Annotated in this window: 30 protein-coding genes; 20 read left to right on the top strand and 10 right to left on the bottom strand. The window is 29.1% G+C overall.

What is annotated here, in order from left to right; genetic code table 11:
• Positions 1 to 321 precede the first annotated feature (321 nt).
• The 5 genes from HMPREF9629_RS03475 (at position 322) to rpoN (ending at position 5,398) form a co-directional block, all read left to right on the top strand.
• Complete coding sequence (locus HMPREF9629_RS03475) at positions 322 to 1,509, top strand: phosphoglycerate kinase (RefSeq protein ID WP_009524959.1); 1,188 nt, start codon at positions 322 to 324, stop codon at positions 1,507 to 1,509.
• A 72-nt stretch (positions 1,510 to 1,581) separates the two neighbouring features.
• Positions 1,582 to 2,328, top strand: a complete 747-nt coding sequence (gene tpiA, locus HMPREF9629_RS03470) for a triose-phosphate isomerase (protein ID WP_009524958.1) — start codon at positions 1,582 to 1,584, stop codon at positions 2,326 to 2,328.
• A gap of 232 nt (positions 2,329 to 2,560) precedes the next feature.
• Positions 2,561 to 3,859: a phosphopyruvate hydratase gene (gene eno / locus HMPREF9629_RS03465; RefSeq protein WP_009524957.1), complete on the top strand. Its 1,299-nt coding sequence runs from the start codon at positions 2,561 to 2,563 to the stop codon at positions 3,857 to 3,859.
• 215 nt (positions 3,860 to 4,074) lie between these two features.
• Complete coding sequence (locus HMPREF9629_RS12115) at positions 4,075 to 4,233, top strand: sigma-54 factor, Activator interacting domain-containing protein (RefSeq protein ID WP_009524956.1); 159 nt, start codon at positions 4,075 to 4,077, stop codon at positions 4,231 to 4,233.
• 7 nt (positions 4,234 to 4,240) lie between these two features.
• Entirely contained in the window at positions 4,241 to 5,398 is a 1,158-nt protein-coding gene (rpoN, locus tag HMPREF9629_RS03460) for an RNA polymerase factor sigma-54 (RefSeq protein ID WP_242822005.1), read from the top strand.
• Between the two features lie 154 nt (positions 5,399 to 5,552).
• On the opposite strand, the gene HMPREF9629_RS12110 is transcribed toward rpoN, so the two are convergent.
• Both HMPREF9629_RS12110 and HMPREF9629_RS12105 read right to left on the bottom strand, forming a co-directional pair.
• Positions 5,553 to 6,398, bottom strand: a complete 846-nt coding sequence (locus HMPREF9629_RS12110) for a hypothetical protein (protein WP_009524954.1) — start codon at positions 6,396 to 6,398, stop codon at positions 5,553 to 5,555.
• A gap of 14 nt (positions 6,399 to 6,412) precedes the next feature.
• Entirely contained in the window at positions 6,413 to 6,916 is a 504-nt protein-coding gene (locus tag HMPREF9629_RS12105) for a nucleotide-binding protein (RefSeq protein ID WP_009524953.1), read from the bottom strand.
• 444 nt (positions 6,917 to 7,360) lie between these two features.
• Here HMPREF9629_RS12105 and HMPREF9629_RS03450 point away from each other — a divergent pair, with 444 nt between their 5' ends.
• Positions 7,361 to 9,010: a glutamine--tRNA ligase/YqeY domain fusion protein gene (locus HMPREF9629_RS03450; RefSeq protein WP_009524952.1), complete on the top strand. Its 1,650-nt coding sequence runs from the start codon at positions 7,361 to 7,363 to the stop codon at positions 9,008 to 9,010.
• A 257-nt stretch (positions 9,011 to 9,267) separates the two neighbouring features.
• Here HMPREF9629_RS03450 and glyS read toward each other — a convergent pair whose 3' ends face one another.
• The 7 genes from glyS to HMPREF9629_RS03415 all read right to left on the bottom strand — a co-directional run bounded on the left by glyS (position 9,268) and on the right by HMPREF9629_RS03415 (position 16,650).
• Positions 9,268 to 11,331, bottom strand: coding sequence for a glycine--tRNA ligase subunit beta (glyS, locus tag HMPREF9629_RS03445; RefSeq protein WP_009524951.1), 2,064 nt, complete (start codon positions 11,329 to 11,331; stop codon positions 9,268 to 9,270).
• Positions 11,332 to 12,225, bottom strand: coding sequence for a glycine--tRNA ligase subunit alpha (gene glyQ / locus HMPREF9629_RS03440; RefSeq protein WP_009524950.1), 894 nt, complete (start codon positions 12,223 to 12,225; stop codon positions 11,332 to 11,334).
• Positions 12,226 to 12,353: 128 nt separating this feature from the next.
• The gene (locus HMPREF9629_RS03435) at positions 12,354 to 13,154 is read right to left on the bottom strand and encodes a GNAT family N-acetyltransferase (protein ID WP_009524949.1); all 801 of its coding nucleotides are present in this window, start codon (positions 13,152 to 13,154) and stop codon (positions 12,354 to 12,356) included.
• A gap of 234 nt (positions 13,155 to 13,388) precedes the next feature.
• Complete coding sequence (locus tag HMPREF9629_RS03430) at positions 13,389 to 14,381, bottom strand: tyrosine-type recombinase/integrase (protein ID WP_009524948.1); 993 nt, start codon at positions 14,379 to 14,381, stop codon at positions 13,389 to 13,391.
• Between the two features lie 282 nt (positions 14,382 to 14,663).
• Positions 14,664 to 15,632: a DUF3644 domain-containing protein gene (locus HMPREF9629_RS03425; RefSeq protein WP_009524947.1), complete on the bottom strand. Its 969-nt coding sequence runs from the start codon at positions 15,630 to 15,632 to the stop codon at positions 14,664 to 14,666.
• A 163-nt stretch (positions 15,633 to 15,795) separates the two neighbouring features.
• Positions 15,796 to 16,218 carry an ImmA/IrrE family metallo-endopeptidase gene (locus tag HMPREF9629_RS03420; RefSeq protein WP_009524945.1) on the bottom strand — a complete coding sequence of 141 codons (423 nt, stop codon included), beginning with the start codon at positions 16,216 to 16,218 and terminating at the stop codon, positions 15,796 to 15,798.
• 12 nt (positions 16,219 to 16,230) lie between these two features.
• Positions 16,231 to 16,650: a helix-turn-helix domain-containing protein gene (locus tag HMPREF9629_RS03415; RefSeq protein WP_009524944.1), complete on the bottom strand. Its 420-nt coding sequence runs from the start codon at positions 16,648 to 16,650 to the stop codon at positions 16,231 to 16,233.
• 514 nt (positions 16,651 to 17,164) lie between these two features.
• Here HMPREF9629_RS03415 and HMPREF9629_RS03410 point away from each other — a divergent pair.
• The 3 genes from HMPREF9629_RS03410 to HMPREF9629_RS11750 all read left to right on the top strand — a co-directional run bounded on the left by HMPREF9629_RS03410 (position 17,165) and on the right by HMPREF9629_RS11750 (position 17,899).
• Positions 17,165 to 17,374, top strand: a complete 210-nt coding sequence (locus tag HMPREF9629_RS03410; protein WP_009524942.1) for a helix-turn-helix transcriptional regulator — start codon at positions 17,165 to 17,167, stop codon at positions 17,372 to 17,374.
• A 199-nt stretch (positions 17,375 to 17,573) separates the two neighbouring features.
• Complete coding sequence (locus HMPREF9629_RS11755) at positions 17,574 to 17,714, top strand: hypothetical protein (protein ID WP_009524941.1); 141 nt, start codon at positions 17,574 to 17,576, stop codon at positions 17,712 to 17,714.
• Between the two features lie 14 nt (positions 17,715 to 17,728).
• On the top strand, positions 17,729 to 17,899 hold the full coding sequence (locus HMPREF9629_RS11750) for a hypothetical protein (protein ID WP_009524940.1): 171 nt from the start codon (positions 17,729 to 17,731) through the stop codon (positions 17,897 to 17,899).
• 138 nt (positions 17,900 to 18,037) lie between these two features.
• Here HMPREF9629_RS11750 and HMPREF9629_RS03405 read toward each other — a convergent pair whose 3' ends face one another.
• Positions 18,038 to 18,352 (bottom strand): hypothetical protein, encoded by a 315-nt coding sequence (locus tag HMPREF9629_RS03405; protein ID WP_009524938.1) that lies wholly within the window; start codon positions 18,350 to 18,352, stop codon positions 18,038 to 18,040.
• 65 nt (positions 18,353 to 18,417) lie between these two features.
• Here HMPREF9629_RS03405 and HMPREF9629_RS03400 point away from each other — a divergent pair, with 65 nt between their 5' ends.
• From HMPREF9629_RS03400 to HMPREF9629_RS03355, 11 genes are all read left to right on the top strand, one after another.
• Positions 18,418 to 18,726: a helix-turn-helix domain-containing protein gene (locus HMPREF9629_RS03400; protein ID WP_009524937.1), complete on the top strand. Its 309-nt coding sequence runs from the start codon at positions 18,418 to 18,420 to the stop codon at positions 18,724 to 18,726.
• A 15-nt stretch (positions 18,727 to 18,741) separates the two neighbouring features.
• Entirely contained in the window at positions 18,742 to 18,984 is a 243-nt protein-coding gene (locus tag HMPREF9629_RS03395) for a hypothetical protein (protein ID WP_009524936.1), read from the top strand.
• Positions 18,985 to 18,997: 13 nt separating this feature from the next.
• Positions 18,998 to 19,261 (top strand): hypothetical protein, encoded by a 264-nt coding sequence (locus tag HMPREF9629_RS03390; protein WP_009524935.1) that lies wholly within the window; start codon positions 18,998 to 19,000, stop codon positions 19,259 to 19,261.
• A gap of 81 nt (positions 19,262 to 19,342) precedes the next feature.
• The gene (locus HMPREF9629_RS11880) at positions 19,343 to 19,507 is read left to right on the top strand and encodes a hypothetical protein (RefSeq protein WP_009524934.1); all 165 of its coding nucleotides are present in this window, start codon (positions 19,343 to 19,345) and stop codon (positions 19,505 to 19,507) included.
• The gene (locus HMPREF9629_RS03385; RefSeq protein ID WP_009524933.1) at positions 19,504 to 19,686 is read left to right on the top strand and encodes a hypothetical protein; all 183 of its coding nucleotides are present in this window, start codon (positions 19,504 to 19,506) and stop codon (positions 19,684 to 19,686) included. Before HMPREF9629_RS11880 ends, HMPREF9629_RS03385 begins: the two co-directional genes overlap by 4 nt.
• Positions 19,687 to 19,734: 48 nt before the next feature.
• Positions 19,735 to 20,679, top strand: a complete 945-nt coding sequence (locus HMPREF9629_RS03380; protein ID WP_009524932.1) for a YqaJ viral recombinase family nuclease — start codon at positions 19,735 to 19,737, stop codon at positions 20,677 to 20,679.
• Between the two features lie 15 nt (positions 20,680 to 20,694).
• Complete coding sequence (locus tag HMPREF9629_RS03375; RefSeq protein WP_009524931.1) at positions 20,695 to 21,513, top strand: recombinase RecT; 819 nt, start codon at positions 20,695 to 20,697, stop codon at positions 21,511 to 21,513.
• 38 nt (positions 21,514 to 21,551) lie between these two features.
• On the top strand, positions 21,552 to 22,415 hold the full coding sequence (locus HMPREF9629_RS03370) for a helix-turn-helix domain-containing protein (RefSeq protein ID WP_009524930.1): 864 nt from the start codon (positions 21,552 to 21,554) through the stop codon (positions 22,413 to 22,415).
• An 11-nt stretch (positions 22,416 to 22,426) separates the two neighbouring features.
• Positions 22,427 to 22,768, top strand: a complete 342-nt coding sequence (locus HMPREF9629_RS03365; RefSeq protein ID WP_009524929.1) for a hypothetical protein — start codon at positions 22,427 to 22,429, stop codon at positions 22,766 to 22,768.
• A gap of 145 nt (positions 22,769 to 22,913) precedes the next feature.
• On the top strand, positions 22,914 to 23,687 hold the full coding sequence (locus tag HMPREF9629_RS03360) for a ParA family protein (protein ID WP_009524928.1): 774 nt from the start codon (positions 22,914 to 22,916) through the stop codon (positions 23,685 to 23,687).
• A complete protein-coding gene (locus tag HMPREF9629_RS03355) occupies positions 23,680 to 24,648 on the top strand; it encodes a ParB N-terminal domain-containing protein (RefSeq protein ID WP_009524927.1) in 969 nt (322 codons plus the stop codon). Before HMPREF9629_RS03360 ends, HMPREF9629_RS03355 begins: the two co-directional genes overlap by 8 nt.
• The last annotated feature ends 88 nt before the right edge of the window (positions 24,649 to 24,736 follow it).

Below are 24,736 nucleotides of genomic sequence, written 5' to 3'. Positions count from 1 at the left end.
ACTAATCTTTTTTATTAGATAGATTTTAATAAGTAGATGTTTTTATCTGTTTAATGACAACATACTGATTAATATAATCTATAACGCATACTGTATAGCTCTTATAAATACGTCATAAATAAAAAAATTATATATCTTATTACATTATAATACCGACATAAAAACTGTATAAATATATAATGATTAATCAACAATATGCTCGTTTAGGTTTAAGAAAAAATATTTTAAGTTTTAATTATTTAAAACACATATATAAAAGTATTTATGTTGTCTGTCAATATATATTTTAATATATAAAAAATTAGGAAGGGATTGGATTGTATGGCAAAAAAATCTGTAAAAGATATAGATGTAAGCGGAAAAAAAGTTATAGTTAGATGCGACTTTAATGTTCCTATGAAAGACGGCAAAATTACAGATGATATAAGAATAGTAAGTGCACTTCCAACTATAAAATATCTGATTGATAATAATGCAAAAGTAATACTTATGTCGCATTTAGGAAGACCGGATAAATGCTATGATCCTAAATATTCTTTGAAACCGGTAGCTGTGAGATTATCAGAATTACTTGGACAAGAAGTTAAGTTGGCGGAAGATGAAAACGTAGTCGGAGAAAATGCAAAAAAATTAACTTCAGAAATGAAAGAAAAAGATGTGGTTTTACTTGAAAATGTAAGGTTTGTAGCAGGAGAAACTAAAAATGATGCAAATTTTGCAAAAGAACTTGCATCACTTGCAGATATATTTGTAAATGATGCCTTCGGTACAGCACATAGAGCTCATTCATCTACTGCGGGAATAGCTGATTATATACCTGCTGTAATGGGATTTTTGATAGAAAAAGAAGTTTCTATAATGGGTAAGGCACTTGAAAATCCACAGAGACCTTTTGTTGCAATACTTGGAGGAGCTAAGGTTTCAGATAAAATATCAGTTATAGAAAATCTGATAAATAAAGTAGATACACTTGTTATTGGTGGTGCTATGGCTTATACTTTTCTTAAATCACAAGGAAAAAATGTAGGTACATCAAGAGTGGAAGAAGACAAGCTTGATTTGGCAAAAGATTTACTTGCAAAAGCTGAAAAGGCCGGAATAAAACTATTATTGCCTATAGACCATGTTGTTGCAAAAGAATTCAGCAATGATGCTGAAGCTAAAGATACTGATGATGAAAATATACCTGATGGCTTTATGGGACTTGATATAGGTGAAAAAACAGTAAAAATGTATTGTGCTGTAATAGCGGATGCAAAAACTGCTATATGGAACGGACCTATGGGTGTATTTGAAATGGAAAAATTTGCAGTAGGAACAAAGGCTCTTGCAGAAGCACTTTCAAAAACTGATGCTATATCTATAATTGGTGGTGGAGATTCTGCCGCAGCTGTTGAACAATTAGGTTTTGCAGATAAGATGACTCATATATCAACAGGTGGTGGAGCATCATTAGAGTTTTTAGAAGGAAAGATACTTCCAGGAATAGATTGTTTACAAAATAAATAATTTGTTTTTAGAAAATTTGTTTTTAGTTTGCAATAATAATTTTTAAAATTATTTGCTAAAATGGAGATAATTATGAGAAAACCTATAATTGCAGGAAATTGGAAAATGAATTTAACAATAAAAGAAGCTGTTAAATTTGTAGAAGATATAAAATCTGAGGTTTCAGGAACAGACGTAGAAAGTGTTATTTGTGCGCCTTTTACATTCTTGAAGGATTTAAAAGGAGCTGTTGAAGGAACTAATATAAAAATAGCTGCTCAAAATATGCATTTTGAAGATAGCGGAGCGTTTACAGGTGAAGTATCTGCACCTATGTTGAAAGAAATCGGTATAGACTATTGTGTAATAGGTCATAGTGAAAGACGTCAATATTTTGCAGAAACAGATGAAACTGTAAATAAAAAATTGAAACAAGCTTTTAAATATGATATAGTTCCTATACTTTGTGTTGGTGAAACTCTTGAAGAAAGAGAAACAGGTAAGACAAATGAGATTGTAAAATCACAAGTAGTGGCTGATATTGCAGGTCTTGACAAATCTCTTGTATCAAAACTTGTTATAGCATATGAACCTATATGGGCTATAGGTACAGGTAAAACAGCTACAAGCAAGCAAGCTAATGAAGTAATAGCATATATAAGAGAAGTTGTAAAAGATTTGTACGATGATGAAGTTTCAGAAAATATAAGAATACAATATGGCGGAAGTGTGAAACCTGAAAATGTGCAGGAAATCATGAATGAAGATGATATAGATGGAGCATTGGTAGGAGGAGCATCACTAAAAGCTGATGATTTTATTAAGTTGGTTAATTTTTAATTTTAAATAAATTTGATTTTAAAGCAAATTTTAATATGATTTTATACTGATATTTGATAAAAGATTATATAATCATACTAATATGGTGATATTTTTTCATTATTCTTTATATGTTTGTTATAAATATTACTATATTTATATAGTAGTATGAGTATTAATTCGTTTTATTAAAAAATAACTGCAAGTTTTAAAAGTAAATTTTGTAAAATAAAAAAAATATTAGGGGGATAATATGTGCTATATAGAAGACGTATGGGCAAGACAAATACTTGATTCAAGAGGTAATCCGACTGTAGAGGTTGAAGTTTTTCTTGAGTCCGGAGCTATGGGAAGAGCATCAGTTCCGTCAGGAGCTTCAACAGGTATGTATGAAGCAGTTGAATTAAGAGATGGAGATAATGATGTATTTCTTGGCAAAGGTGTATTAAAAGCAGTAGAAAATGTAAATTCAATAATTGCACCTGAAGTTATAGGAATGAATGTATTTGATCAAGTAGCAATAGATGAGTTGATGATAGAATTGGACGGAACTCCTAATAAAGCAAAATTAGGCGCAAATGCAATACTTGGAGTATCTATGGCAGTTGCAAAAGCTGCAGCTGAAGAATTAGGAATACCTCTATATCAATATCTTGGAGGAGTAAACTCAAAAGTTCTTCCTGTTCCTATGATGAACATAGTAAACGGCGGTTCTCACTCAGATGCTCCTATAGCATTCCAAGAATTTATGATATTACCGGCAGGTGCTCCATCATTTAGTGAAGCGCTACGTTGGGGATCCGAGATATTCCATAATTTAGCAAAAATATTAAAAAGTAGAGGTTTATCAACAGCTGTCGGTGATGAAGGCGGATTTGCACCAACATTTGCCGGAACAGAAGATGCAGTTGAAACTATACTTGAAGCTATAAAAAAAGTAGGTTTAGAACCCGGAAAAGATGTATTCTTAGGTTTTGACTGCGCGTCTTCAGAATTTTATAAAGACGGAGTTTATGATTACACTAAATTTGAGGGAGATAAAGGTGCAAAACGTAGTTCAGCTGAACAAGTAGATTACTTGGAATCTTTGGTTAATAAATACCCTATAATAACTATAGAAGACGGTATGGACGAAAATGATTGGGAAGGATGGAAACTTCTTACCGAACGTATAGGAAATAAAGTTCAACTTGTAGGAGACGATTTGTTTGTAACAAATACAGAAAGATTATCTACAGGAATAGAAAAAGGAGTTGCAAACTCAATATTGATAAAAGTAAATCAAATAGGTACTCTTACAGAAACGTTTGATGCAATAGAAATGGCTAAACAAGCAGGATATACAGCTGTAATATCTCACCGTTCAGGAGAAACGGAAGATTCTACAATAGCAGACATAGCAGTTGCAACAAATGCAGGACAAATAAAAACAGGTTCATTATCTCGTACAGATCGTATAGCAAAATATAATCAACTTTTAAGAATAGAAGAGATACTTGGAGATACAGCACAATACAGAGGAATAAAAGCATTTTATAATCTAAAAAAATAAAGTTTTAATAGATTATTAAGATTATAATAAAAAATGGCTGTAGATTTATCTTTATAAATAAGATATTTATATAGCTGTTTTTTATTTAATCAAATATGATAATATTGCTGTCCAATTGAAATTTTATAATTATGGGTTTAAAATATAATAACAATACAAAATAAAAATAGTAAATTAGTAAATAAAGAAACTATATAATTCAATTGGTGATATATATGACAAAATTAGATTTAACTTTAAAACAAAAACTTAATTTAACAACAAATCTTATTACATCAATAGAAATAATCGCCTTAAATTCTATAGAATTATACTCTTTTTTAGAAAAAGAGAGTGAAGATAATGTATTTATAGATTATGACGCTTTTTTTTGAAGATAAAATGTTTAGAGATTATATAAGACAAAACAATAAAAGATATGAAGATTATTCGCTCAATAATTCAGAAAACGAGGATATAGAAATTCAAGACAGTGTCAAATATGAACCTACATTAAAAGATGTACTGTTTGAACAGCTTGGGACTTTACCATTAAATGAATTGGAACTGTCTATAGGCATGGCAATAATACATAATATTGATGATGACGGATATTTTAGGATTGATATAAAAGAAATTTCAGATGTGGTTAATGCAGATGATATTTTAATCTTATCTGTACTTAAAAAAATACAAAGTTTTGAACCTTTAGGTGTAGGCGCAAGAAATTTAAAAGAGTGTTTATTATTACAAATAGATCAAACGGACGAGTTGTTGTTTAATATAATAAATTATCATTTAGATGATATTTATAAAAACAATCTTGATAAAATAGCTGTGTCTCAAAATATAGAACTCGATACATTAAAAGAATATGTAAAGAAGATTAAAACTTTAAATCCTAAGCCTTCAAGAGGATATAAAACGGATAATAATTATGATACACTATATATATATCCGGATATATTTGTAGATGTAGTAGGGGATAGCTTAACGGTAAGATTAAAAGATTCTGTATCAAATGTGCATATAAATGAACATTATTTGAATATGTTGGATAGTGATATTGATAATAACACAAGGATATATCTTAAAAAAAAACTTTCAAGAACTATGTTTTTGATAGAAAGCATTGAAAAAAGAAGAAGAACAATACAAAAAGTGGCAGATAAAATAGTTGAAGTTCAAAAAGAATTTTTTTTAAATAATTCACCTTTAAAGCCAATGGGACTTAAAGATATATCTCAGCTTGCTCAAATATCGGAATCAACTGTATCAAGAGCTACAAAGAATAAATATATTCAAACACCAAAAGGTATATATGAACTCAAATATTTTTTCTCATCTCATATATCAACATCCAATGAAGATGTTTCAAAGGATAGCGTCTGTAAGCATATAAAAGACATTATATCAAAAGAAAATCCGCAAAAGCCATTATCAGATCAAAAAATAACAGATATATTAAATGCAATGGGTATAGATATAAAACGTAGGACTGTGTCAAAATATAGAGAAGAATTAAATATTCCGATAACAAAAAGCAGAAAGAAATATTGATATAAAAATTATATAATAATTCATAATACTTATACCTATTTGATTAATGGATATTATAAAAATAATAGTTAGTTTTTAATGGTTATAAATTTAAAATATCCATTATTCTATTAGGTATTAGTGTAATATGACGATATTTTTTCAAGTTTTTATTTTATGGATTTAATAATTTATAATTCAACATATTTTGACAAAAATTATTTGTAATATTAGGGTTTGATGCAAAATGTATGTGTAAATATGATGCAAGTGTATTTTTATATAAATAACCGCCGTTCCATTTTTTTACACTTTTGTCATATAATTCTTTTTCCATTTCAAATGCTGTATCGAGATTTGTTTCAAATATTGAATGGTGAAATTCGTGTCCCTTTAAAATATCTCCTTTTTTTGTAAGTGGTGTATCATACAGTGATTTTGCTATACAGTAACCGAAACGTTGCAGTTTTGGTGTCATCTTGCTTATGCCATCAAATATACCTGTCATTTCATAAGATATGTTTTCTATTTCAATATGTCCTCCAAGATACATTAACCCTCCACATTCTGCATATATAGGCATATTTTTTTCAGATTTTTCTTTTATATCTTGTATAAGTGATTTATTTTTAGATAATTCTCTTGCATAAAGTTCAGGATACCCTCCACCTATATATATTCCATCACATTTTGGGAGCTTATTGTCTGTAAAAGTGTTGAATTTTACAATTTTTACTCCTCTTTTTTCAAATTCTTCTATTGAGTTTTTGTAGTAGAAATTGAATGCCTTATCCATTGCCACAGCAAGCATTATATCATAATTTTTATTAATGTTATCCGGTATATATGATAAATCAGGTGATACTGACAAGTCTAACAAACTTTGCAAATCAATATTTTCTTTTACTATTTGGGATATTTTTTTTAGTTTTTCTTCATTTTCAGCGTCTTCTGTTGCTAATTTAAGCCCTAAATGTCTGCTACTTAGATTAATGTCTTTTTGTTTTGGTATTCTTCCCAATATTTTTATATGGCTTATTTTTTTATTGAATTTTTTAATATATTATAGTGACTATCTGTAGATACGTTATTTAATATTATTCCGACTATATTTAATTTTTTGTCATATTCTAAAAAACCTTTTATAATTGGAGCTATTGAAGTAGCCATTTTACCGGCATCTATTATAAGTATTATAGGAGAGTCTAAAATTTTTGACATAGATGCGGTTGAGCAATAATCATCTCTGTCTTGATAACCGTCAAACAGTCCCATTACGCCTTCTATAATCGCTATATCGTTAGATTTCATATTTTGCATAAATATTCTTTTAATTGTATTTTTGTTGAGCATAAATTCGTCAAGGTTTGTAGAAGTGTTATCTGTCGCAAGGCAATGATAAGTCGTATCTATGTAGTCTGCACCGATTTTAAACGGTACAACTTTTATTGACATATCTCTCAATGCTCTCATTATTCCGCAAGTTATTGTAGTTTTGCCGACTCCTGATGATGTCCCGGCTATTATTATTTTTTTCATAAATTTATCTCCAACAATATTATTTTTATTAGGGAATGTTATATAATTAAGTTAAATTTTAGATATTTTTAGTAAGTTTTTAAGATTATTTTTACTATTAAATTTGAATACAAAAAATATAATATCATATATTGAAAAATAAATCTTTATTTTTTATCAAAAACTGTCATAATAAATAAACATAGATATTTTTTGATGTATTTGACCATAGCTTAATTAAAATAGGGTAAAGATAAAAGCATATATTTTTTATTGATTATTTTTTAGTAGATAAAAAGTTGAAATTCAAACTCAAAAACTTAAATTTAATCTTTACAATTTATAAAATTTATAATACTATATAATGTACGGTAAATGAATAAAATTCAGATTAAACTGAGTGAATTGAAATTATAAAAACAAAAATATAAATAGATATAAAAATAAAAAATAGAGGTGTTAACTATGCAAGAAAATGTAATGCAAGGAAATTTTATTCACAGCATAATAGAAAAAGATAATGAAGAAAATACATATGGGAAAAAAGTATATACAAGATTTCCACCTGAGCCTAACGGATATCTGCATATGGGGCACGCAAAATCAATATGCCTTAACTTTATGACAGCTCAAAAATATGGTGGAAAATGCAATCTAAGATTTGATGACACAAATCCTGTAAAAGAAGATGTAGAATATGTAGAATCTATAAAAGAAGATGTTAAGTGGCTCGGCTTTGATTGGGATGAGTTATGCTTTGCATCGGATTATTTCGATAAGATGTACGAATTGGCAGTATTGTTGATAAAAAAAGACAAAGCCTTCGTATGTGAATTGTCAGTAGATGAAATGAGAGAGTATAAAGGGGATTTCAATAATCCCGGAAAAAATTCACCATACAGAAACAGACCTATTGAAGAGAGTTTACACCTATTTGAAAGAATGAAAAATGGGGAATTTAAAGATGGGGAGTTGACTTTAAGAGCAAAAATAGATATGTCATCACCTAATATATATATGAGAGATCCTGTAATATATAGAATTGCACATTCATCACATCATAGAACAGGAGATAAGTGGTGTATATATCCAATGTATGATTATGCACATCCTCTTGAAGATGCAATTGAAGGAATAACACATTCACTTTGTACATTAGAATTTGAAGAACACAGACCGTTTTATGATTGGGTAGTAAAAGAAACAGAATTTGCTATGCCTCCAAAACAGATAGAATTTGCACGTCTTGAACTGACAAATATGATAATGAGCAAAAGATATCTGAAAAAATTGGTAGATGAAAGAAAAGTTGATGGTTGGGATGATCCGAGAATGTCAACTATATCAGGATTAAGAAGAAGAGGATACACACCTGAGTCTATAAGAAATTTTGCAGAATCAATCGGAATATCTAAATCAAATTCAGTAGTTGATATAGCAATGCTTGAGCATGCAGTAAGAGAGGATTTAAAACTAAAAGCTACAAGAAAAATGGCAGTATTAAATCCGCTTAAATTAGTAATTACAAACTATCCTGAAGATAAAATTGAATATCTTGATGCAGAAAATAATTCTGAAAATGAAGAATTGGGTTCAAGAAAAGTACCATTTTCAAGAGAAATATATATAGAAGCAGATGATTTTATGGAAAATCCTCCAAAAAAATACTACAGATTTTTTGTTGGAAATGAAGTAAGACTTAGAAATGCTTATTTTGTAAAATGTACAGATGTAATAAAAGATGAAAACGGAAAAGTAATAGAAATACATGGAACATACGACGAAGAAACAAAATCAGGCACAGGTTTTACAGGAAGAAAAGTAAAAGGTACAATACATTGGGTAAGTGCAAAAGAAAATGTTAAAGCAACAGTGAGATTATATGACTATCTTTTCAAATTGAATGAAGAAACAGGACAATATGAATACAATGAAGATTCAATAACAGTATTAAAAGACTGTATAATGGAGAAAAGCTTTGAAACTGCACAAAAAGGAGAAAGATTCCAATTTAACAGACACGGATATTTTTCAGTAGATGTGAAAGATACAAAAGATAATGAGCTCGTATTCAATCAAATAGTAGGACTTAAAGATAACTTTAACAAAAAATAATTATAAAACATACAAATAAAAAAACATCGAATTATCTGAATTTATATTTCTGATAGTTCGGTGTTTTTTTAGATTAGTTGATACTAAAACGTATTTAAAATAATACATACTGCTTATAAAATGCTTTTGAATGTGTTCGATTAAGGATATTTCTAACGATGGTATAGATAAAATGCCCCTTAAGCAAATACATTCAATTCAGCATTTTTATAATATGAGCATTTAATTAGGTATTAGAATGAATTAAATTTCTTATCTTATTGTACTATTTTTGAAAAATCTGCTATTTCTTCTATTGTATCTCTTATAGTTGCTATGGTTGCAAGGCGGTTTTGTTTTATATCTTCATTATTGTCCATTACCATTACTTTTTCAAAATAGTTGTCTATGAACGGTCTTAATTTTGCAATCTCATCAAGTGATTGTTCATATTGTTTTGTAGAGATAAGCTCGTATATTTTAGGTGTTGCATTGTTATAAGCTCCAAAAAGCTCTTGTTCTTCTTTTTGGTCAAACAACTCAGTATTTACCTCAGCTTTTTTTACATCTTTAGATATATTTGATATTCTTGCGAATGTATTTAGGCAAGAAGTTGATTCCGGAAGTTTGAGCCATTTTTCGAGTTGAACGGCTTTTTGAGATAATTCATATACTGTTGATATATTGTTATCTATAACTGAGTCTACAACATCATATCTTATTTTTTTATCTAAGAATATGTTTTTTAATCTTAATTTCATAAATTCTAAAATTTCGTTATAAACTTCATTAAAATCAAATTTATGTTTATCTTCAAATTGTTTTAAAGCTATTTCTACAAAAAGTTGTAATCTTGTATCAATTTTGCTGTCTATAAGTGTATTTAAAACGCCTAATGCCAATCTTCTGAGAGCATATGGATCTTGTGAGCCTGTGGGTTTTATTCCTACGCTGAAAAATCCTGCGATTGAATCCAATTTATCTGCTAAACTCAAAATTATACCGGCTTTACTTTGTGGAAGCTCATCGCCTGCAAATCTTGGGAGATAGTGTTCATATATAGCATTTGCAACATTTTCATTTTCTCCGGATACTTTTGCATAATATCTGCCCATTATACCTTGTAATTCTGTAAATTCAAATACCATAGATGTTGTAAGGTCTGCTTTGCAAAGTAATGCAGCTCTTGATATATCATTTTTATCAACATTCAATATATATGCAAATTCTTCTGATAATTTTTGTATTCTAAGCATTTTGTCGTGCATAGTTCCGAGTTTTTCGTGATATACAATAGTTTGCAATCTTGGAACATAGGATTCGAGTTTTTTTGCTGTGTCTTGTTCATAGAAGAATTTTGCGTCTGATAATCTTGCATCGAGGACCTTTTCATTTCCTTTTTTGACGTTTTCAATCATATAGTCATTACCGTTTCTTACAGTTATGAACTTGTTCATAAGATTGCCATTTTCGTCGAGTACAGGAAAATATCTTTGATGTTCTTTCATAGGTGTTATGATTGTTTCTTTAGGAAGTTTCAGATATTCTTCTTTAAATTCTCCATAAAGTGCAGTAGGATATTCTACTATATAATTTACTTCTTCAAGCAAGTCTTCGTCTTGCATATATTCTCCGCCTAATTTTTCGGCTACTTCTACTATCTGTTTTCTTATTAGTTCTCGTCTTTTAGTATCGTCCAATATCACATAGTTTTGCTCTAATTTTTCTTCATATTCGTCTATCGAGTTAATTTCAATATAACTTTCTCCTAAAAATCTATGACCTCTTGTAAGATTTGCAGCATTTAGAGAAAACATTTCAAAGTTTGGAACTTTTCCTTGATAAAGACATAATATCCATCTGATAGGGCGGATGAATTTAATTTTATTTCCTCCCCATCTCATAGGTTTAGGGAAAGAAAGAGAGTCTATCATTTGTTCAAATATCTCTTTTAAGTAATTTACTGTATCACTTGTTTCTAAAGTTTTTACTACAAATACATATTCTTCTTTGCCTTTTTGTACAATTTTTATATCATCTATTGTAACGTTTTTGCTTTTCAAGAATCCTTGAAGAGCTTTTGAAGGGTTACCATTTTCGTCAAAAGCTATTTTTTTTGCAGGTCCTTTTATTTCTTCTGTTGATGCTTGTTGAGTGTTTGCTAAATTTTTTATAAATATTGCAAATCTTCTCGGTGTGCATTTTATTTCAATAGAATCGAACGAAATTCTAAGTTCTGATAATTTTTTCTCCAAAAAAGTTTTCATTGATTTTTTTGTTGATGAGATAAATCTTGCTGGAATCTCTTCAGTTCCAAGCTCTAATAGTAAGTCGTTATTCATTTATTTCACCTCGCTTAGCAGTTTTTCAAGTTTCATAAGAGGGTAGCCCATAGCTTCTCTTTGCTCTACATATGCAGAGGCTATTTTTTTTGCCATATTTCTTACTCTTGCAATGTATGATGCTCTTTGACTGACACCTATTGCACCTTTTGCATCCAACAGGTTGAATGCGTGCGAAGTTTTTAATACATAGTCATATGCGGGCATAACAAGCCCTTTATCTATTAGAGAGTTTGCCTCTTTTTCGTATATGTTAAAAAGCTCAAACAACATCTTTGTATCAGAGGCTTCGAAACCGTAAACGGAATGTTCATATTCAGCTTTTTTAAATATATCACCATATTTTATATTGTCTGTGTAATCTATATCAAAAACATTGTCTTTTTCTTGTAAGTAAAGTGCTATTCTTTCTAATCCGTAAGTGAGTTCGGCAGATTCCAATTCGCAGTCTATTGAGCCGACTTGTTGAAAATATGTGAATTGCGTTATTTCCATGCCGTCAAGCCAAACTTCCCAACCTAAGCCCCAAGCACCGAAGGTTGCATTTTCCCAGTTATCTTCTACAAATCTTATATCATGCTCCAACGGATTTATCCCTATTGCTTCAAGAGATTTTAAGTATAAATCTTGAACATTATTAGGTGATGGTTTTAATATAACTTGAAATTGGTGATGTTGATAAAGTCTGTTTGGATTTTCTCCATATCTTGCATCGGCCGGTCTTCTTGACGGCTCTACATAACATACTCTCCAAGGCTCTTTGCCGAGTGAGCGTAAAAATGTATTAGGATTCATAGTACCTGCACCTTTTTCACTGTCATAGGCTTGTACCATTATACAACCTTTATCAGCCCAGTATGATTGCAGTTTAAGTATCATATCTTGAAAATTCATTTTTTGACTGTATGATAAATAATATCATACTCTCCTTTCTTATTTTATATAAAATTATTGTGATAATTTAAATTACTAAGTTTTGCACTTATATTGTAAACCTAAAAAATAATATAATTATTCTTATTTTAATCAAAAATAAATCTGCCTTTTGTATTTTTTATAAGTTGTCTATAAAAAATGTCATATAATTTAAAAAACATCGGGTTATTGCCGAACAGATTCATCACATTTTCATTATCAGTAGGTATTTCAGCTATTACAAGCTCTGCACCGTTTTTCAGACAATATGTCAATATGCTGTAAAGTATCTTTGAACTATATCCGAGTCCTCTATATTTTGTAGATATAACAATATCTTTGATTATTACTACATCGCCTTGACGAATAAAATATGCCTGTCCGATTAGGTGACCTTCTTCAAGCAAAGATGCTGAATATTTTTTTAGAGGACATATGTCTATAGCAGTATTAAATATGATTTGGTCATTTTTTGATATTTTTCTTAAATAAAAATAATCTTCTAAAAATCCGTCTCCACCTGTAATTTCTGTGTCTATATATATTCCGCTTTCATTGAAATCTGCGAATTTGAACAATTCATTTTTCTTACCTTGAAGAGGGCATGCAAGCACAATATTATTAGCCACTTTTTCATAATGCTTGTTAAACAGTACCCTGTCAAGCTTTTGATAATTGTCTTGATAGACTATTCTATATATTGGAACTATATCTTTTTCAAGCAGAAAATTTTCTATTTCGGATATTTTTTTGTCTATTTGAGGGTCATTTTTTTCATAAATAGGGAATATACAATTTGAGCTTATATCTATTCCCCAATATTTTGATACGAATCCTCCAATATTTATGTTGAATGTAGATATGGAGGCATTTAGAAAATATTCTTCATATATCTCATTATTAAGCATAAAACCTCCTGATTAAATTAATGATGTTTATAATGATAATCTAATTTTCTATTTAAAAAATAAATATGAACATATAATAAGCCTGATAATATTTTTGTTTATACTTATTTTTTACATAAAATATTATCATAATTTACCATTATACAATTTTATTCGATAATAATAAAGATAAAACTATATAAATGTTGAAAAATACATATTTATTTTAAAATCGGCAAAAATTCGTCAAAAATTTTATAAATCTATTATTTTTTTGAATACTTTTTCTTTTTCTTCTTCTGATGATTGTACATATGTATTTATGAAAGTTTCAAATTTATCGCCTAATATTTCGCTTGATACTTTTAAGTTATAACCTTTTGCTACAAGATTTGTGGCAAATGTGTGCCTGAAACAATGTATTGAAACATTAAACTTTTCTAATATTCTACCAATATTAAATGTTTGAGGAAATATAAAACCGTCTATTGATATTGTGTTTATATTTTTAAGCTCTTTATATAATACGGCATTTATTGGGATTTGTCTATATCCGTTTTCACTTTTTAAGCCGGTTACTATATTATTATACCTCTGACGGGATACTGTTATTATGCTGTCTTTTATATCTGATATTTTCAAGCCGAATATTTCGCTTTTTCTCATACCTGTATGATAGGCTATTTTTATAAAAAGTTTCTTTTTTTCGTCTGATATGTTGTTTAATATTTCGTTATATAATTCTTTGTTTATATATTTTATTCTTTTATCGTTTGTTTTATTTTTTTGATAATTACAAGGGTTATCTCTTATTATTTTGAGTTCGTTTATGCAGAAATTGAAAAAATTTCTTATACTTTTTTGTAGTACGTTGTAGGCTTTTTTTCTTTCTTGTTGTTTTTTTTGTATAAATGTTGTTATCTGAATAGGTTTTATTTTTGATATTTCTAAATCTTCTAATTCTTTTAAATTTTTCATTTGTGCTGTTATGGTTTGAAAGGTAGTGAATTTTACGCTGTTTTTCTTATATTCTAAATATATTTCTAATGCTTCTTTTACGGTCATTTCTGTAAATTCTATGTTGTCTTTTATGTCTTCTGTGATAGTATATCTTATTTCATCTGCCCAAACTTTAGCTTCTTTTTGCTTTTTAAAACCCTGTTTAGATTTTTGTTTCCACTTCCCGCCTTGCTTGTATGATACTATTGCTTGATATCCGTTGTCTTTTTGTCTTATTGTAGTGTTCATAAAATCACTCCTTTCTTTTGATTATATGTTAAAAATATCCCTTATTTTTTAGATTTTCTATATCCTGCTTGGAATATGATATATCTTTTATTTTTTTAGTGCAGGTTTAATTTATAATTTCAATATTTTTATATTTATAACATTTTTATGGGTATTGACACTTAAGAAAAAATGTTATATTATATTTATAACAGAAGATAACTTGTGAGGGATTAACACTGGGTCCCATAATGGGGTAGGTAGAAATACTGAGAATTCCTATGTGCCTGGGGTTATCTTTTTTTATGCGTTTTTTAGGCTTTCGACGAATTTTTCCGGCTTTTTCTTGATACATTCTATAATAAAATTAACAAGTTCTTCTGAATAAGTGTATTGACTTTGATTGCCTATTTTGTGAAGATAAGAATACTTTATATCTGATTTTATATTATAAAAATCAATAAAAGCGGTTAAAATTCTGCTTGTGAATCCGTTTGGATTATCAATTTTAAGATTATTTTTATTCATTCTTTCTTGAACAGCGGTAATAACGTTGTTGTATGAATATTTGTGTGTGTTTGACGGGTCTTTAAATTCTTTTGCTATTGCAATAGAATTTGGAGAGCCTTTTTCTATCTTTACAGAAAAATCTGCATCATTTTTATTTTTGGTTATATATAATTTTTGACTAATATTTATAGAAAAGTTATCGGAATTTATTTCTTTGGTAAGAACTTCCAACTCGTTTGATTTTTGGATAAATTTTTCTGCTATTTCTGCGGGATATTTTATTTTAATTTCATCATTTGTTATATTTTCTATTGATGCAGATAGTGTCAGAAAATTTTGTGATATATGCTTTGTGATATCTTCGTTATGAAATCTGTTTAATTCTTTAGTATAATTTATAACGCAGGCTTGAAAAAGTGGTGCATATTTTATTTCATATTCTTGTGTAATAAAGTGTGTGCTTGTATTTCTAAGGTCTATTATTCTTTCTAAATTCAATCGTATTCTTGTTTTTTTATCGGTATAAACTCTTTTTACTGCATCTGATAAGCTAATTGTTCTTGTATTATCATCTTTGTAATATATATCTTTTCCTAAATTTAATAAGTGTGCTTTTAGCATAAGTTCCCAAGCATTACATATAAAGAATGAGAAACCCTCTATTCTATATTTTATTGTAGGCTTGTTATATATCTCTAATCCCATAATAAAAGCCTCAATGCTTTTATCTATTAAATTTCTAATAAGTTTGTCATAGTCCAAAAAAAACAACCTCCTATATCTTTAAAATTTTATGCTTGAAAGTAAATAATTAAAGAAATTAATTACAAAGTTGTCTAAAGGATTTAATGCAAAGTATATAATTAAAGCTGTTCCTATTAGGGTGTTTAATTTTTTCATTGTTAATTCTCCTTTTTATAAATTATTAAAAATTTAGTTCATTAAGATATTTTAGCGGGATACCTGTTATACAGCTTAACTCATTGTTGGTATAATCTCGTAATTGCCATTTTTCTAAGCTTTCAAATATCAGATATATAGCAAATCTGTTTGCTTCATTTTCTAAGCGGTTTGGTATATGTATATTTGTGTCCATTAATATTCTATTTTCGTCTTTATGTAATATGAGGTGACCTAATTCATGAGCACATACGAATTCTCTTCTTTTTTCTGATAGATTTTTGTTTATTACTATGAAATAGTTGCGTTTTAAATATCTATAAAAGCCTCTGAGCTGTCCTATATTTGAAAATGATACATCTATATTTAAACAATCGCATAATTCGTATACATTTGTTGTTTTGTATTTTTTTATTAGCTCTATTACTGCCTGTTTCTCTTTTCTCATATTATACCACCTTTATTTTAAATACTTTTTAGGTGTGTACTTTTTGTTTATCTTTTTCACTAATCTTTCTTGTCTTTCCAATTCTTCAAGGAGTAGTTCTATTGTAGTATCATCTAAGGGTTCACCGTCAAACATTAAGCCTTGCTGCTCTTTTAGTTGTTCTTTGAGTTTTTTCATTGATTTTGCTATGTCTTTTTCGTCTTTGTCTTGTGAATTTTGTTCTTTATTTTTTGTTTCGTTTCCCAAAAGGTAGTCTGTTGTTACGTTAAAATATTTGGCTATTTGTATTTTTACTTCATCGCTTGGAACACGTTTATCGCTTTCGTATTGAGATAATGTTGAGTTAGCTATATTTAAGATATTAGCAAATTCTTTTTGAGATAAATTATGATTTTCTCTTAATGTTTTTAATCTGTTTCCAAAACTACTCATAATTGCCTCCTTATCTGTTAAATAATTATAAATTCACAATATGTAAATATAGTATACAAAAAAATTTACTATTTGAAAATATAAATTCACAAAACGAAAAAATATTTTGAAAAAGTTATTGACAATTTACGTTTTGTGAATTATAATATATACATAATCAAACGAAAGGAGGTAAAAGATATGAAAAAGAGAGCAAAAAAAATAAGACTGAGCTTAACCCTCAATCTTATTTGGCTCAAAATAGAACTCTTAATTGAGTTCTAAATAAAGGGGGCTAGCCTCCCCCTTACAAAAATATTATCATATCTTTTACCTAAAATCAAGTTTTATTTTAGGAGGTGCAAGTATGAAAGTAGATTTTAAGATAAGTAAGACTACTAAAAAAGAAAAAATACAAGGTATAATTGCATACGGTATTATAGCTATATGTGTATTTATATATTTTAAATTTTTCAGATAATTATAAGCTGTGCTATCGGCTATACGGGCTATAATAAAGAAAGGAGCTTGAATCTTGGAAAATAAACTGAAAGAAAAAAGGGAACAGCTGGGATATACACAAGAGCAGATGGCTGAGAAGTTAAAAATTTCTATAGGTGCTTATAATATGTATGAGAATGGAAACAGACATATACCAAAAGCTATTGTAAATAATATAGTAGATATTTTACATTTAAAAAATGATGATATTTTTTTGCCTGAAAAATTCACAATTAGAAAATAAAACGTAAAATAATTTACTATAAGCAAATTAAAAACAAGTCTAAAATTAATTATGATAGAAGCAAAATTAAAAATCATTTGGACAAAAAAAACCAAACAAATAAATAAAACATAAAAATATACTATCAAAATAATATAAAAAAGCTATTGACAAATCAAATCAAATCAAATCAATTATATTATTTTCAGGAGGTGTAGTAATGGAAAAAACGCAAGTATTACTGAGAATGCCGCTGAATCTAAAAAATAATATAAGTGAAATAGCTAAGTTACAAGGACTTACAACAAACGCATTAATAATAACTATATTGAATAATTATATTAAGTCTACAAAAGCATAAGAAAGGGGGAGATTATGGATAAAGAGGAAAAGAACAGTAATATTTATTTATTACCTGATGTTGAATACCTTGTGATTGAAACTGATGAAGAAAAACCTGTAACCATAGCTATAATTGATAACAGTAATCAGCCAGTTAAACTCAGTGATGGCTACAGGTTAAGAGCAAAATTTAAGGAGAGATGAAAAGAAAGGAGCATATATGAGTAAAGATATTTACTTTAATGTATCTGTAAAAAACATAGATTCAAAGATAGAGAAATTAAATAAGATTCGTGATTTAATTGAGGAAATAAATCACGAACCAATAGAGATTAAAGTTGATTATAAATCTAACTTTGATAGGAATAGTTCTTGTGCTGCTGTATCTAACATAGATTGCCAAGAATTAAATGAAGTTGATTGCTGAATTATGTGATCCATCTGTTCTTGTGGAAAGCTTTCAAATTCTTCTTGAGTTTTAGGAATACAGTATGCATCAAAAAGATTTTCGATAGTGTCAAATTTTGTATACTTTTTCATAAAAGAATTTGGGAACATTTCTTGAAAAGTGTGTTGACCTTCCAAATTTTTAGCGGTTTCAGCCATTTTTTCTAAAGAGTCACGTAATTCTTCTAAGCCTTTAACTTCAAAACTCATAATTATCACCTCCTTTCACAAATTTAGTATAGCATAAGGAGGATGAGAAGGAAAGGAGCTAAGCTATGAACGAAAGGACGCTTCTCAGTATTGAAGAGTTAGCCAAGCGCTGGGGAGTATCTGTACCGACAATAAGAAGAATGAAAAATGAGGGAAAAATAAAGCCTGTAAAAGGTTTTGGAGATGTAAAATTCAACATAAAGGATGTTCTAAAATATGAGGGTAGCGGAGAGCTTGACCCACTCAGTCCGTTAGAGCGTAGAAGATTGGAACTTGAGATAAAAAATAGAGACAATGAAATAGCAAGATTAAACGGTATATTGTCGCAAATAATCGCTCCTATAGGCGAATATATAGGAAGTATAACAAAATAAAGGGGGGATGATGATATGAACATAGAAGATATAAAGAGCAGAGAAGAAGCAAAAGAATTTTACTATAAAAATCTTAAATGTGACAGATCATCAAAAGAAGCAATAAGAGAAGTTGTGAAAAGATACACAAAGAAACAGTGGCAGTATTTGTATTTTAAAATATACAACAATAAGCCGTCAGGCGGCTGGGACAAAGATATGATATTTTTTATGATTAGAAATTTTTATGAAAATTTAGAAAGAGCAAAGAACTTATAAAGGAGATACAATGATGAACACAACAGAGGTATGGTTAGCATATTTTGAAAAATGTGCAGCACTTAAAAGAATTGAAGATACAAAAGCAGAAACAAAAATACATTATCTACTATATATGTATTCTAAAGGATTAGAATCAAGAACAATTATAAAAGCAAGTCCGGATAAAATACAAGAACTTAAAAGTTCAAGAGATGATGTGATAGGTGTTAAGAGAATGTCAGACGCAGAGATAAAGCTTGCGAAAGCATTAGAAATGCCAACATATGAAATATAAAGGAGTAGAAGATATGAAAATATTTAGACTACTAAGATTATTAAGAATCAGAAAATCAATAGAAAGAGGATATGTAAAACTATGGTTAAGTTGATAAAAAAGCTAATACAAAAACTGATAAGAAAATATGAAAAGAGTAAATATGAAAAAGCTCTTGAAATTTATAGAAAAGCAAATTTTAACAACATAATGACACTTAATAAAGGCTTTTGGAGATTTTTAAAATCGCAGGTGAATAAGCTATGAATATGCAAGTGAAAAGCAAAGATATTTTTGTAGAAATAACATATACAGAGCTTAAAGACTTAATAATAAAAGCAAATCAAAGGGATATACTGGTTGAGTTATTAAAAGATGATAAGGAATATCAGAAAATAAAAAATGCTTTTGATGGTACTGCCAATACCAAGCAAAAGCCTAAATAAAATAATCTATTTAGTGCAATTATAGCACATATGAAAGGAAAATGCAAAATGAAATTTTTAGATGCAACTATAATACAAAGTACAAATGATATGAGCCATAAAGATTGGTTAATGGCAAGAAAAAATTATATAGGTGGTAGTGAAAGCTCTGCCATCATAGGAATAAATCCATTTAGAAGTAGTATAGATGTTTATATGGATAAAATTACTGATGAAATAATAGAAAATAAAAGTTATAGAATGGAACTTGGAAATAAATTAGAAGATTTTGTTGCAAGAGAATTTATGGAGAAAACAGGTAAGAAAGTTAGAAATGTAAATGCTATCCTTGGTAATGAAAAATATCCATATATGAGTGCAAATATAGATAGAGCTATTGTGGGAGAAAAAAGTATATTAGAGTGCAAGGTTACTAACTCATTTGCTATTAAGGAATGGGAAGACGATAAAGTACCTCCATATTATGAAATACAGGTACAACATTATATGGCAATAACTGGTGCTGAAAAAGCATATATTGCTGCACTTATAGGAAATAGTGATTTTGCTATAAAAGAAATTGTAAGAGATGATGAACTTATAGAAATGATAGTTAAAGCTAATAATTATTTTTGGACAGAAAATGTTCAAAAGAAAATACTACCATCTCCAGATGGAACATCTATGTATGATGAGGTATTGAAAGAAAAATATAAATATTCAAAAGAAAATCAAATCATACTTCAAAGTTCAAATGATGAAAGAATACAAAATATTTTAGATATTAAAGAGCAGATAGATGTACTTGAAACTGAAAAGAAAAAATTAGAACAAGAAGTAAAATCAGAACTTGGAGAAAATGAGTCGGGTATATGTAATAAATTTCAAGTAAACTGGAAAGGTTATGTAACTAATAGAATTGATACAACTAATCTAAAAAAAGAAATGCCTGAAGTATATAAAAAATACTGCAAGGAAAGTTATAGTAGAAAATTTACAATAAAGGCTATATAGGGGGGATTATATAAAATGGGAGCTAAAGAATTAATTCAAAAAAAACAAGAAAACAAACAAATATCACCAACAAGCAATATGAATATGTTATTACAATCTATGGCAGGAGCTATTAAAAAGGCTCTGCCAGCTCAAATAAATAGTGAGAGATTTCAAAGAGTGGCATTAACTGCTTTTTCAAGTAATCAGAAACTACAACAATGTGATCCTATTTCTTTTTTAGCGGCGATGATGCAATCAGCACAACTTGGACTTGAACCTAATACACCACTTGGCCAAGCATATTTAATACCTTATGGAAAGCAAGTGCAATTTCAAGTGGGATATAAAGGTCTTTTGGAATTAGCACAAAGAAGTGGACAATTTAAAAGCATATATTCTCATGAGGTAAGAGAAAATGATGAATTTGAAATGGAATATGGCTTAAATCAAAAGTTAGTTCACAAGCCTAATTTAAAGCAAGAACGTGGAGAGGTAATTGGATATTATGCTTGTTACCATTTAACTAATGGTGGAGAGTCTATGTTTTTTATGACAAAAGATGAAATAATAAATTTTGGAAAATCTAAATCAAAGACTTTTAATAATGGTCCTTGGCAAACTGATTTTGATGCTATGGCTAAAAAAACTGTATTAAAACAGCTATTAAAATATGCACCTTTAAGCATTGAGTCTCAAAAGTTTATGAGTATGGATGAGACTGTAAAGTCTGATATTAGTGCTAATATGGATGAAATTAATAATGATACTGTAGATTTTGAAGTAGATATTCAAACTGGTGAAGTTATAAATGATATTGTTGTTGAAAATACAAATGAGGATGAGGCTAATTAAAGCCTTATCCTTGTATATTATAGATAGGGGTAAATGAAATGAACAAGGGATATTATGCAGTTATACCTGCAAATGTTAGATATGATAAAAATATACCTGCTAATGCTAAACTCTTGTATGGCGAAATAACGGCACTTGCCAACGATAAAGGCTATTGTTGGGCGAGCAATTCATATTTTGCCGAGCTTTATGAAGTATCGAAAGAAACAATTTCAAGATGGATAAGTAAATTAGAAAAGTCAGGTTATGTAAATGTGCAGATAATATATAAAAATAATACAAAAGAAATTATAGAAAGAAGAATATATATAAACGGTATACCTCAAATAGTAAATGAAAAAACTTATGTGCAAACTGATGATAAAAGCAATACCCCTATTGACGAAAATATCAATACCTATGGACAGAATAATCAAGACGCTATTGACGAAAATATCAATACCCCTATTGACGAAAACGTCAAAGATAATAATACAGTATTTAATAATACAATTAATAATAAAAAAGAAAAATATAAAAAAGAAAAAAATAAAACATCAGTAGATACAAAAACAGATTTTGATAATCTCATAGATGAATATACTAAAAATGACAAACTTAAAGATACAATCTATGAATTTATAAAAATGCGAAAGACTGTAAAAAAGACATTAACAACAAAAGCGTTAGAATTATTGCTTAATAGATTAAATCATATAGCCAATGATGATATATCAAAAATAAAAGTGCTTGAACAGAGCATAGAGCATTGTTGGTTAACTGTGTATGAATGCAAAGAAATTAAAGGAAATACGAAAGATAACAAGACAGATGAGAATAGAAAACAAACTGTAAATCTAAATACAACGTGGAAACCAAAGGAATATACACAGGAAGAGCTTAACGAAATGGGAATAATTTAAGGAGTTAAAATATGGAATATAAATGCAATATATGCAAGGACGAAGGCTTTGTATTTTATAAAAAACGTATGAGAGATAATAGGGTTTATGAGTTTTCAAGACCTTGCGAATGTCAAATACAAATGCAAAATGAAAAAAGAATAGAACAAAGCAATATATCCGAGCTGTTTAAGCGTTGTACATTTTTTAATTTTGCTGAAAATACAAACGAACAGAAACAAACTAAGACGAAAGCAGTAGGTTTTTATCGAGAAGTGACATCACAAAATCCTGCTAATGATAAGGCAACAGGCTTATTATTTTATGGACAAGTAGGAAGCGGAGATAATGATATAATGATGATAGTGCAATAAATCCAAGAAAAATCAATGGTTAAAGGCTTCCACAAAACTTTTAAACTTGATGATGGATTGAGACTATCATCTTTTTTTATACTTAAAATCATATAAAAGTATATCACAAAATGAAATCTCTGTATAGAGAAGAAAGGGGCGTTCTATGGCACAAGTTATAACTATAGCTAATCGAAAAGGCGGAGTCGGTAAAACAACCACAACTCTAAACCTTGCCTGCTCGCTAAGAGAACTGGGTAAAAAAATATTAGTAATTGACCTTGATCCGCAAGCTAATCTTACAAGATGTTTTGATGTGGGAAATTCAGAAAACATAAAAACAGTAGGACATTTGCTGACAGCTGAATTAGAAGAGGAAAGTTATTCAGTAGAGGAATATATCCTATCTTATGATGAAATGGATATTATCCCCTCAAGCATTTTCTTATCAGCCGTTGAAACACAAATGAGGTCAGAAACAGGGAGCGAAAGAATATTATCAGAAATTATCAATCAGATAAGAGAGCATTACGACTATATCCTTATAGATACATCTCCATCACTTAATATTCTAAACATCAATGCCCTTTGTGCATCAGACAGTGTGCTTATCACAGCCGATACCGGAGTTTTTGCAGTAGTAGGAATTGGTGAACTCTTAAAAACCGTTCAGAAAATTAAAAAGAGAGTGAATCCGAAACTGAAAGTGCAGGGGATTTTACTAACCATGTGCGATAACAGAACAAATCTTTCAAAACTCCTTACTCAGCAGGTAGAAGAAATGTACCAAGGAAAGATAGCGGTATTTAAAACCAAAATACCCAAAACGGTCAAAGTGGGAGAAGCCATATACAGCGGACAAAGCATAAAAAAATATGCAAAAGGCAGCAGTGTAGATATTGCATACGACAATCTGGCAAAGGAGATCTGCTATGAGTAAAAAACTTGTAAAAAGAGAAATAACCGATGCCGTAGATTTTTTACTTGATGATACAGGCACCTTGGAACAGGGAGATATACAGAATATAGAAATCAATCTACTTGAAAACTACCACGACCATCCATTTACCCTATACACAGGCAAGAGATTAGACGATATGGTGGAAAGTATCAAAGAAAATGGGATACTTAATCCAATCATTGTTCTAAAAAAAGAGGATGGAGCTTATGAAATACTTTCTGGACATAATAGAGTAAATGCAGCCAGACTTGTGAATCTAAAAACTGTTCCTTGTATTATTAAAGAAAATCTTTCCGAAGAACAAACCTATACCTATGTGATTGAAACCAACCTTATGCAGCGTTCTTTCTCCGACTTGCTGCCGACAGAAAAAGCCTTTGTTCTTAAAATGCGATATGAAAAAATAGCAAGTCAGGGAAAGAGAAATGATTTGCAAAAAGATATAAACAATTTAGAGCAGGGTATCATAGAAAAAGAAAGCAAGGAAGAAGATAAGACAGACAGCAGAAAAGTACTTGGAAAAGAATACAATCTTTCAGGTGCATCTATTGCAAGGTATCTTAGATTAAATGAATTGTCAGACTCTTGGAAAAAAGAGATTGATAATGAAAAAATAGGACTGACAATGGCAGTAGACTTATCCTATCTTTCAAAAGAAATACAGGAATATCTGTATCAGCAGAGCGAAGAACTGGAACTAACCTTAAAACCAAGCGACACCAAAGCACTTCATCTGATGAACCGACAGGAAGAGCTAAATCAAGAGATGGTTACAGCATATTTGTTGAACTTGAAAAAACCGAAGATAAAAGAGTATCAGAATATCAAGCTGTCTCGGAGTGTATACAAAAAATTCTTTCATGATGAAACAAAAGAAGATGTGGAGGAAATCATAGAAAAAGCACTAGAAATATATTTTAAAGGGTATACCGACAAGTGAAAAGACAAAATTATAAATTTAGGGTATAATATAAAACAATACACAAGAGAAAAGGCTGTTTAACAAACTAATATATAAAAGAGGCAGG

The organism is Peptoanaerobacter stomatis, from assembly GCF_000238115.1.
GTDB lineage: Bacteria > Bacillota > Clostridia > Peptostreptococcales > Filifactoraceae > Peptoanaerobacter > Peptoanaerobacter stomatis.
This window is presented reverse-complemented; position numbering and strand designations above follow the sequence as displayed.

Coding starts and splice junctions, on each gene's coding strand:
- HMPREF9629_RS03475 (WP_009524959.1), top strand. CDS start 322: ATGGCAAAAAAATCTGTAAAAGATATAGATGTAAGCGGAAAAAAAGTT.
- tpiA (WP_009524958.1), top strand. CDS start 1,582: ATGAGAAAACCTATAATTGCAGGAAATTGGAAAATGAATTTAACAATA.
- eno (WP_009524957.1), top strand. CDS start 2,561: ATGTGCTATATAGAAGACGTATGGGCAAGACAAATACTTGATTCAAGA.
- HMPREF9629_RS12115 (WP_009524956.1), top strand. CDS start 4,075: ATGACAAAATTAGATTTAACTTTAAAACAAAAACTTAATTTAACAACA.
- rpoN (WP_242822005.1), top strand. CDS start 4,241: ATGTTTAGAGATTATATAAGACAAAACAATAAAAGATATGAAGATTAT.
- HMPREF9629_RS12105 (WP_009524953.1), bottom strand. CDS start 6,916: ATGAAAAAAATAATAATAGCCGGGACATCATCAGGAGTCGGCAAAACT.
- HMPREF9629_RS03450 (WP_009524952.1), top strand. CDS start 7,361: ATGCAAGAAAATGTAATGCAAGGAAATTTTATTCACAGCATAATAGAA.
- glyS (WP_009524951.1), bottom strand. CDS start 11,331: ATGAATAACGACTTACTATTAGAGCTTGGAACTGAAGAGATTCCAGCA.
- glyQ (WP_009524950.1), bottom strand. CDS start 12,225: ATGAATTTTCAAGATATGATACTTAAACTGCAATCATACTGGGCTGAT.
- HMPREF9629_RS03435 (WP_009524949.1), bottom strand. CDS start 13,154: ATGCTTAATAATGAGATATATGAAGAATATTTTCTAAATGCCTCCATA.
- HMPREF9629_RS03430 (WP_009524948.1), bottom strand. CDS start 14,381: ATGAACACTACAATAAGACAAAAAGACAACGGATATCAAGCAATAGTA.
- HMPREF9629_RS03420 (WP_009524945.1), bottom strand. CDS start 16,218: ATGAGAAAAGAGAAACAGGCAGTAATAGAGCTAATAAAAAAATACAAA.
- HMPREF9629_RS03415 (WP_009524944.1), bottom strand. CDS start 16,650: ATGAGTAGTTTTGGAAACAGATTAAAAACATTAAGAGAAAATCATAAT.
- HMPREF9629_RS11755 (WP_009524941.1), top strand. CDS start 17,574: ATGGAAAAAACGCAAGTATTACTGAGAATGCCGCTGAATCTAAAAAAT.
- HMPREF9629_RS11750 (WP_009524940.1), top strand. CDS start 17,729: ATGGATAAAGAGGAAAAGAACAGTAATATTTATTTATTACCTGATGTT.
- HMPREF9629_RS03405 (WP_009524938.1), bottom strand. CDS start 18,352: ATGAGTTTTGAAGTTAAAGGCTTAGAAGAATTACGTGACTCTTTAGAA.
- HMPREF9629_RS03400 (WP_009524937.1), top strand. CDS start 18,418: ATGAACGAAAGGACGCTTCTCAGTATTGAAGAGTTAGCCAAGCGCTGG.
- HMPREF9629_RS03395 (WP_009524936.1), top strand. CDS start 18,742: ATGAACATAGAAGATATAAAGAGCAGAGAAGAAGCAAAAGAATTTTAC.
- HMPREF9629_RS03390 (WP_009524935.1), top strand. CDS start 18,998: ATGAACACAACAGAGGTATGGTTAGCATATTTTGAAAAATGTGCAGCA.
- HMPREF9629_RS11880 (WP_009524934.1), top strand. CDS start 19,343: ATGGTTAAGTTGATAAAAAAGCTAATACAAAAACTGATAAGAAAATAT.
- HMPREF9629_RS03385 (WP_009524933.1), top strand. CDS start 19,504: ATGAATATGCAAGTGAAAAGCAAAGATATTTTTGTAGAAATAACATAT.
- HMPREF9629_RS03380 (WP_009524932.1), top strand. CDS start 19,735: ATGAAATTTTTAGATGCAACTATAATACAAAGTACAAATGATATGAGC.
- HMPREF9629_RS03375 (WP_009524931.1), top strand. CDS start 20,695: ATGGGAGCTAAAGAATTAATTCAAAAAAAACAAGAAAACAAACAAATA.
- HMPREF9629_RS03370 (WP_009524930.1), top strand. CDS start 21,552: ATGAACAAGGGATATTATGCAGTTATACCTGCAAATGTTAGATATGAT.
- HMPREF9629_RS03365 (WP_009524929.1), top strand. CDS start 22,427: ATGGAATATAAATGCAATATATGCAAGGACGAAGGCTTTGTATTTTAT.
- HMPREF9629_RS03360 (WP_009524928.1), top strand. CDS start 22,914: ATGGCACAAGTTATAACTATAGCTAATCGAAAAGGCGGAGTCGGTAAA.
- HMPREF9629_RS03355 (WP_009524927.1), top strand. CDS start 23,680: ATGAGTAAAAAACTTGTAAAAAGAGAAATAACCGATGCCGTAGATTTT.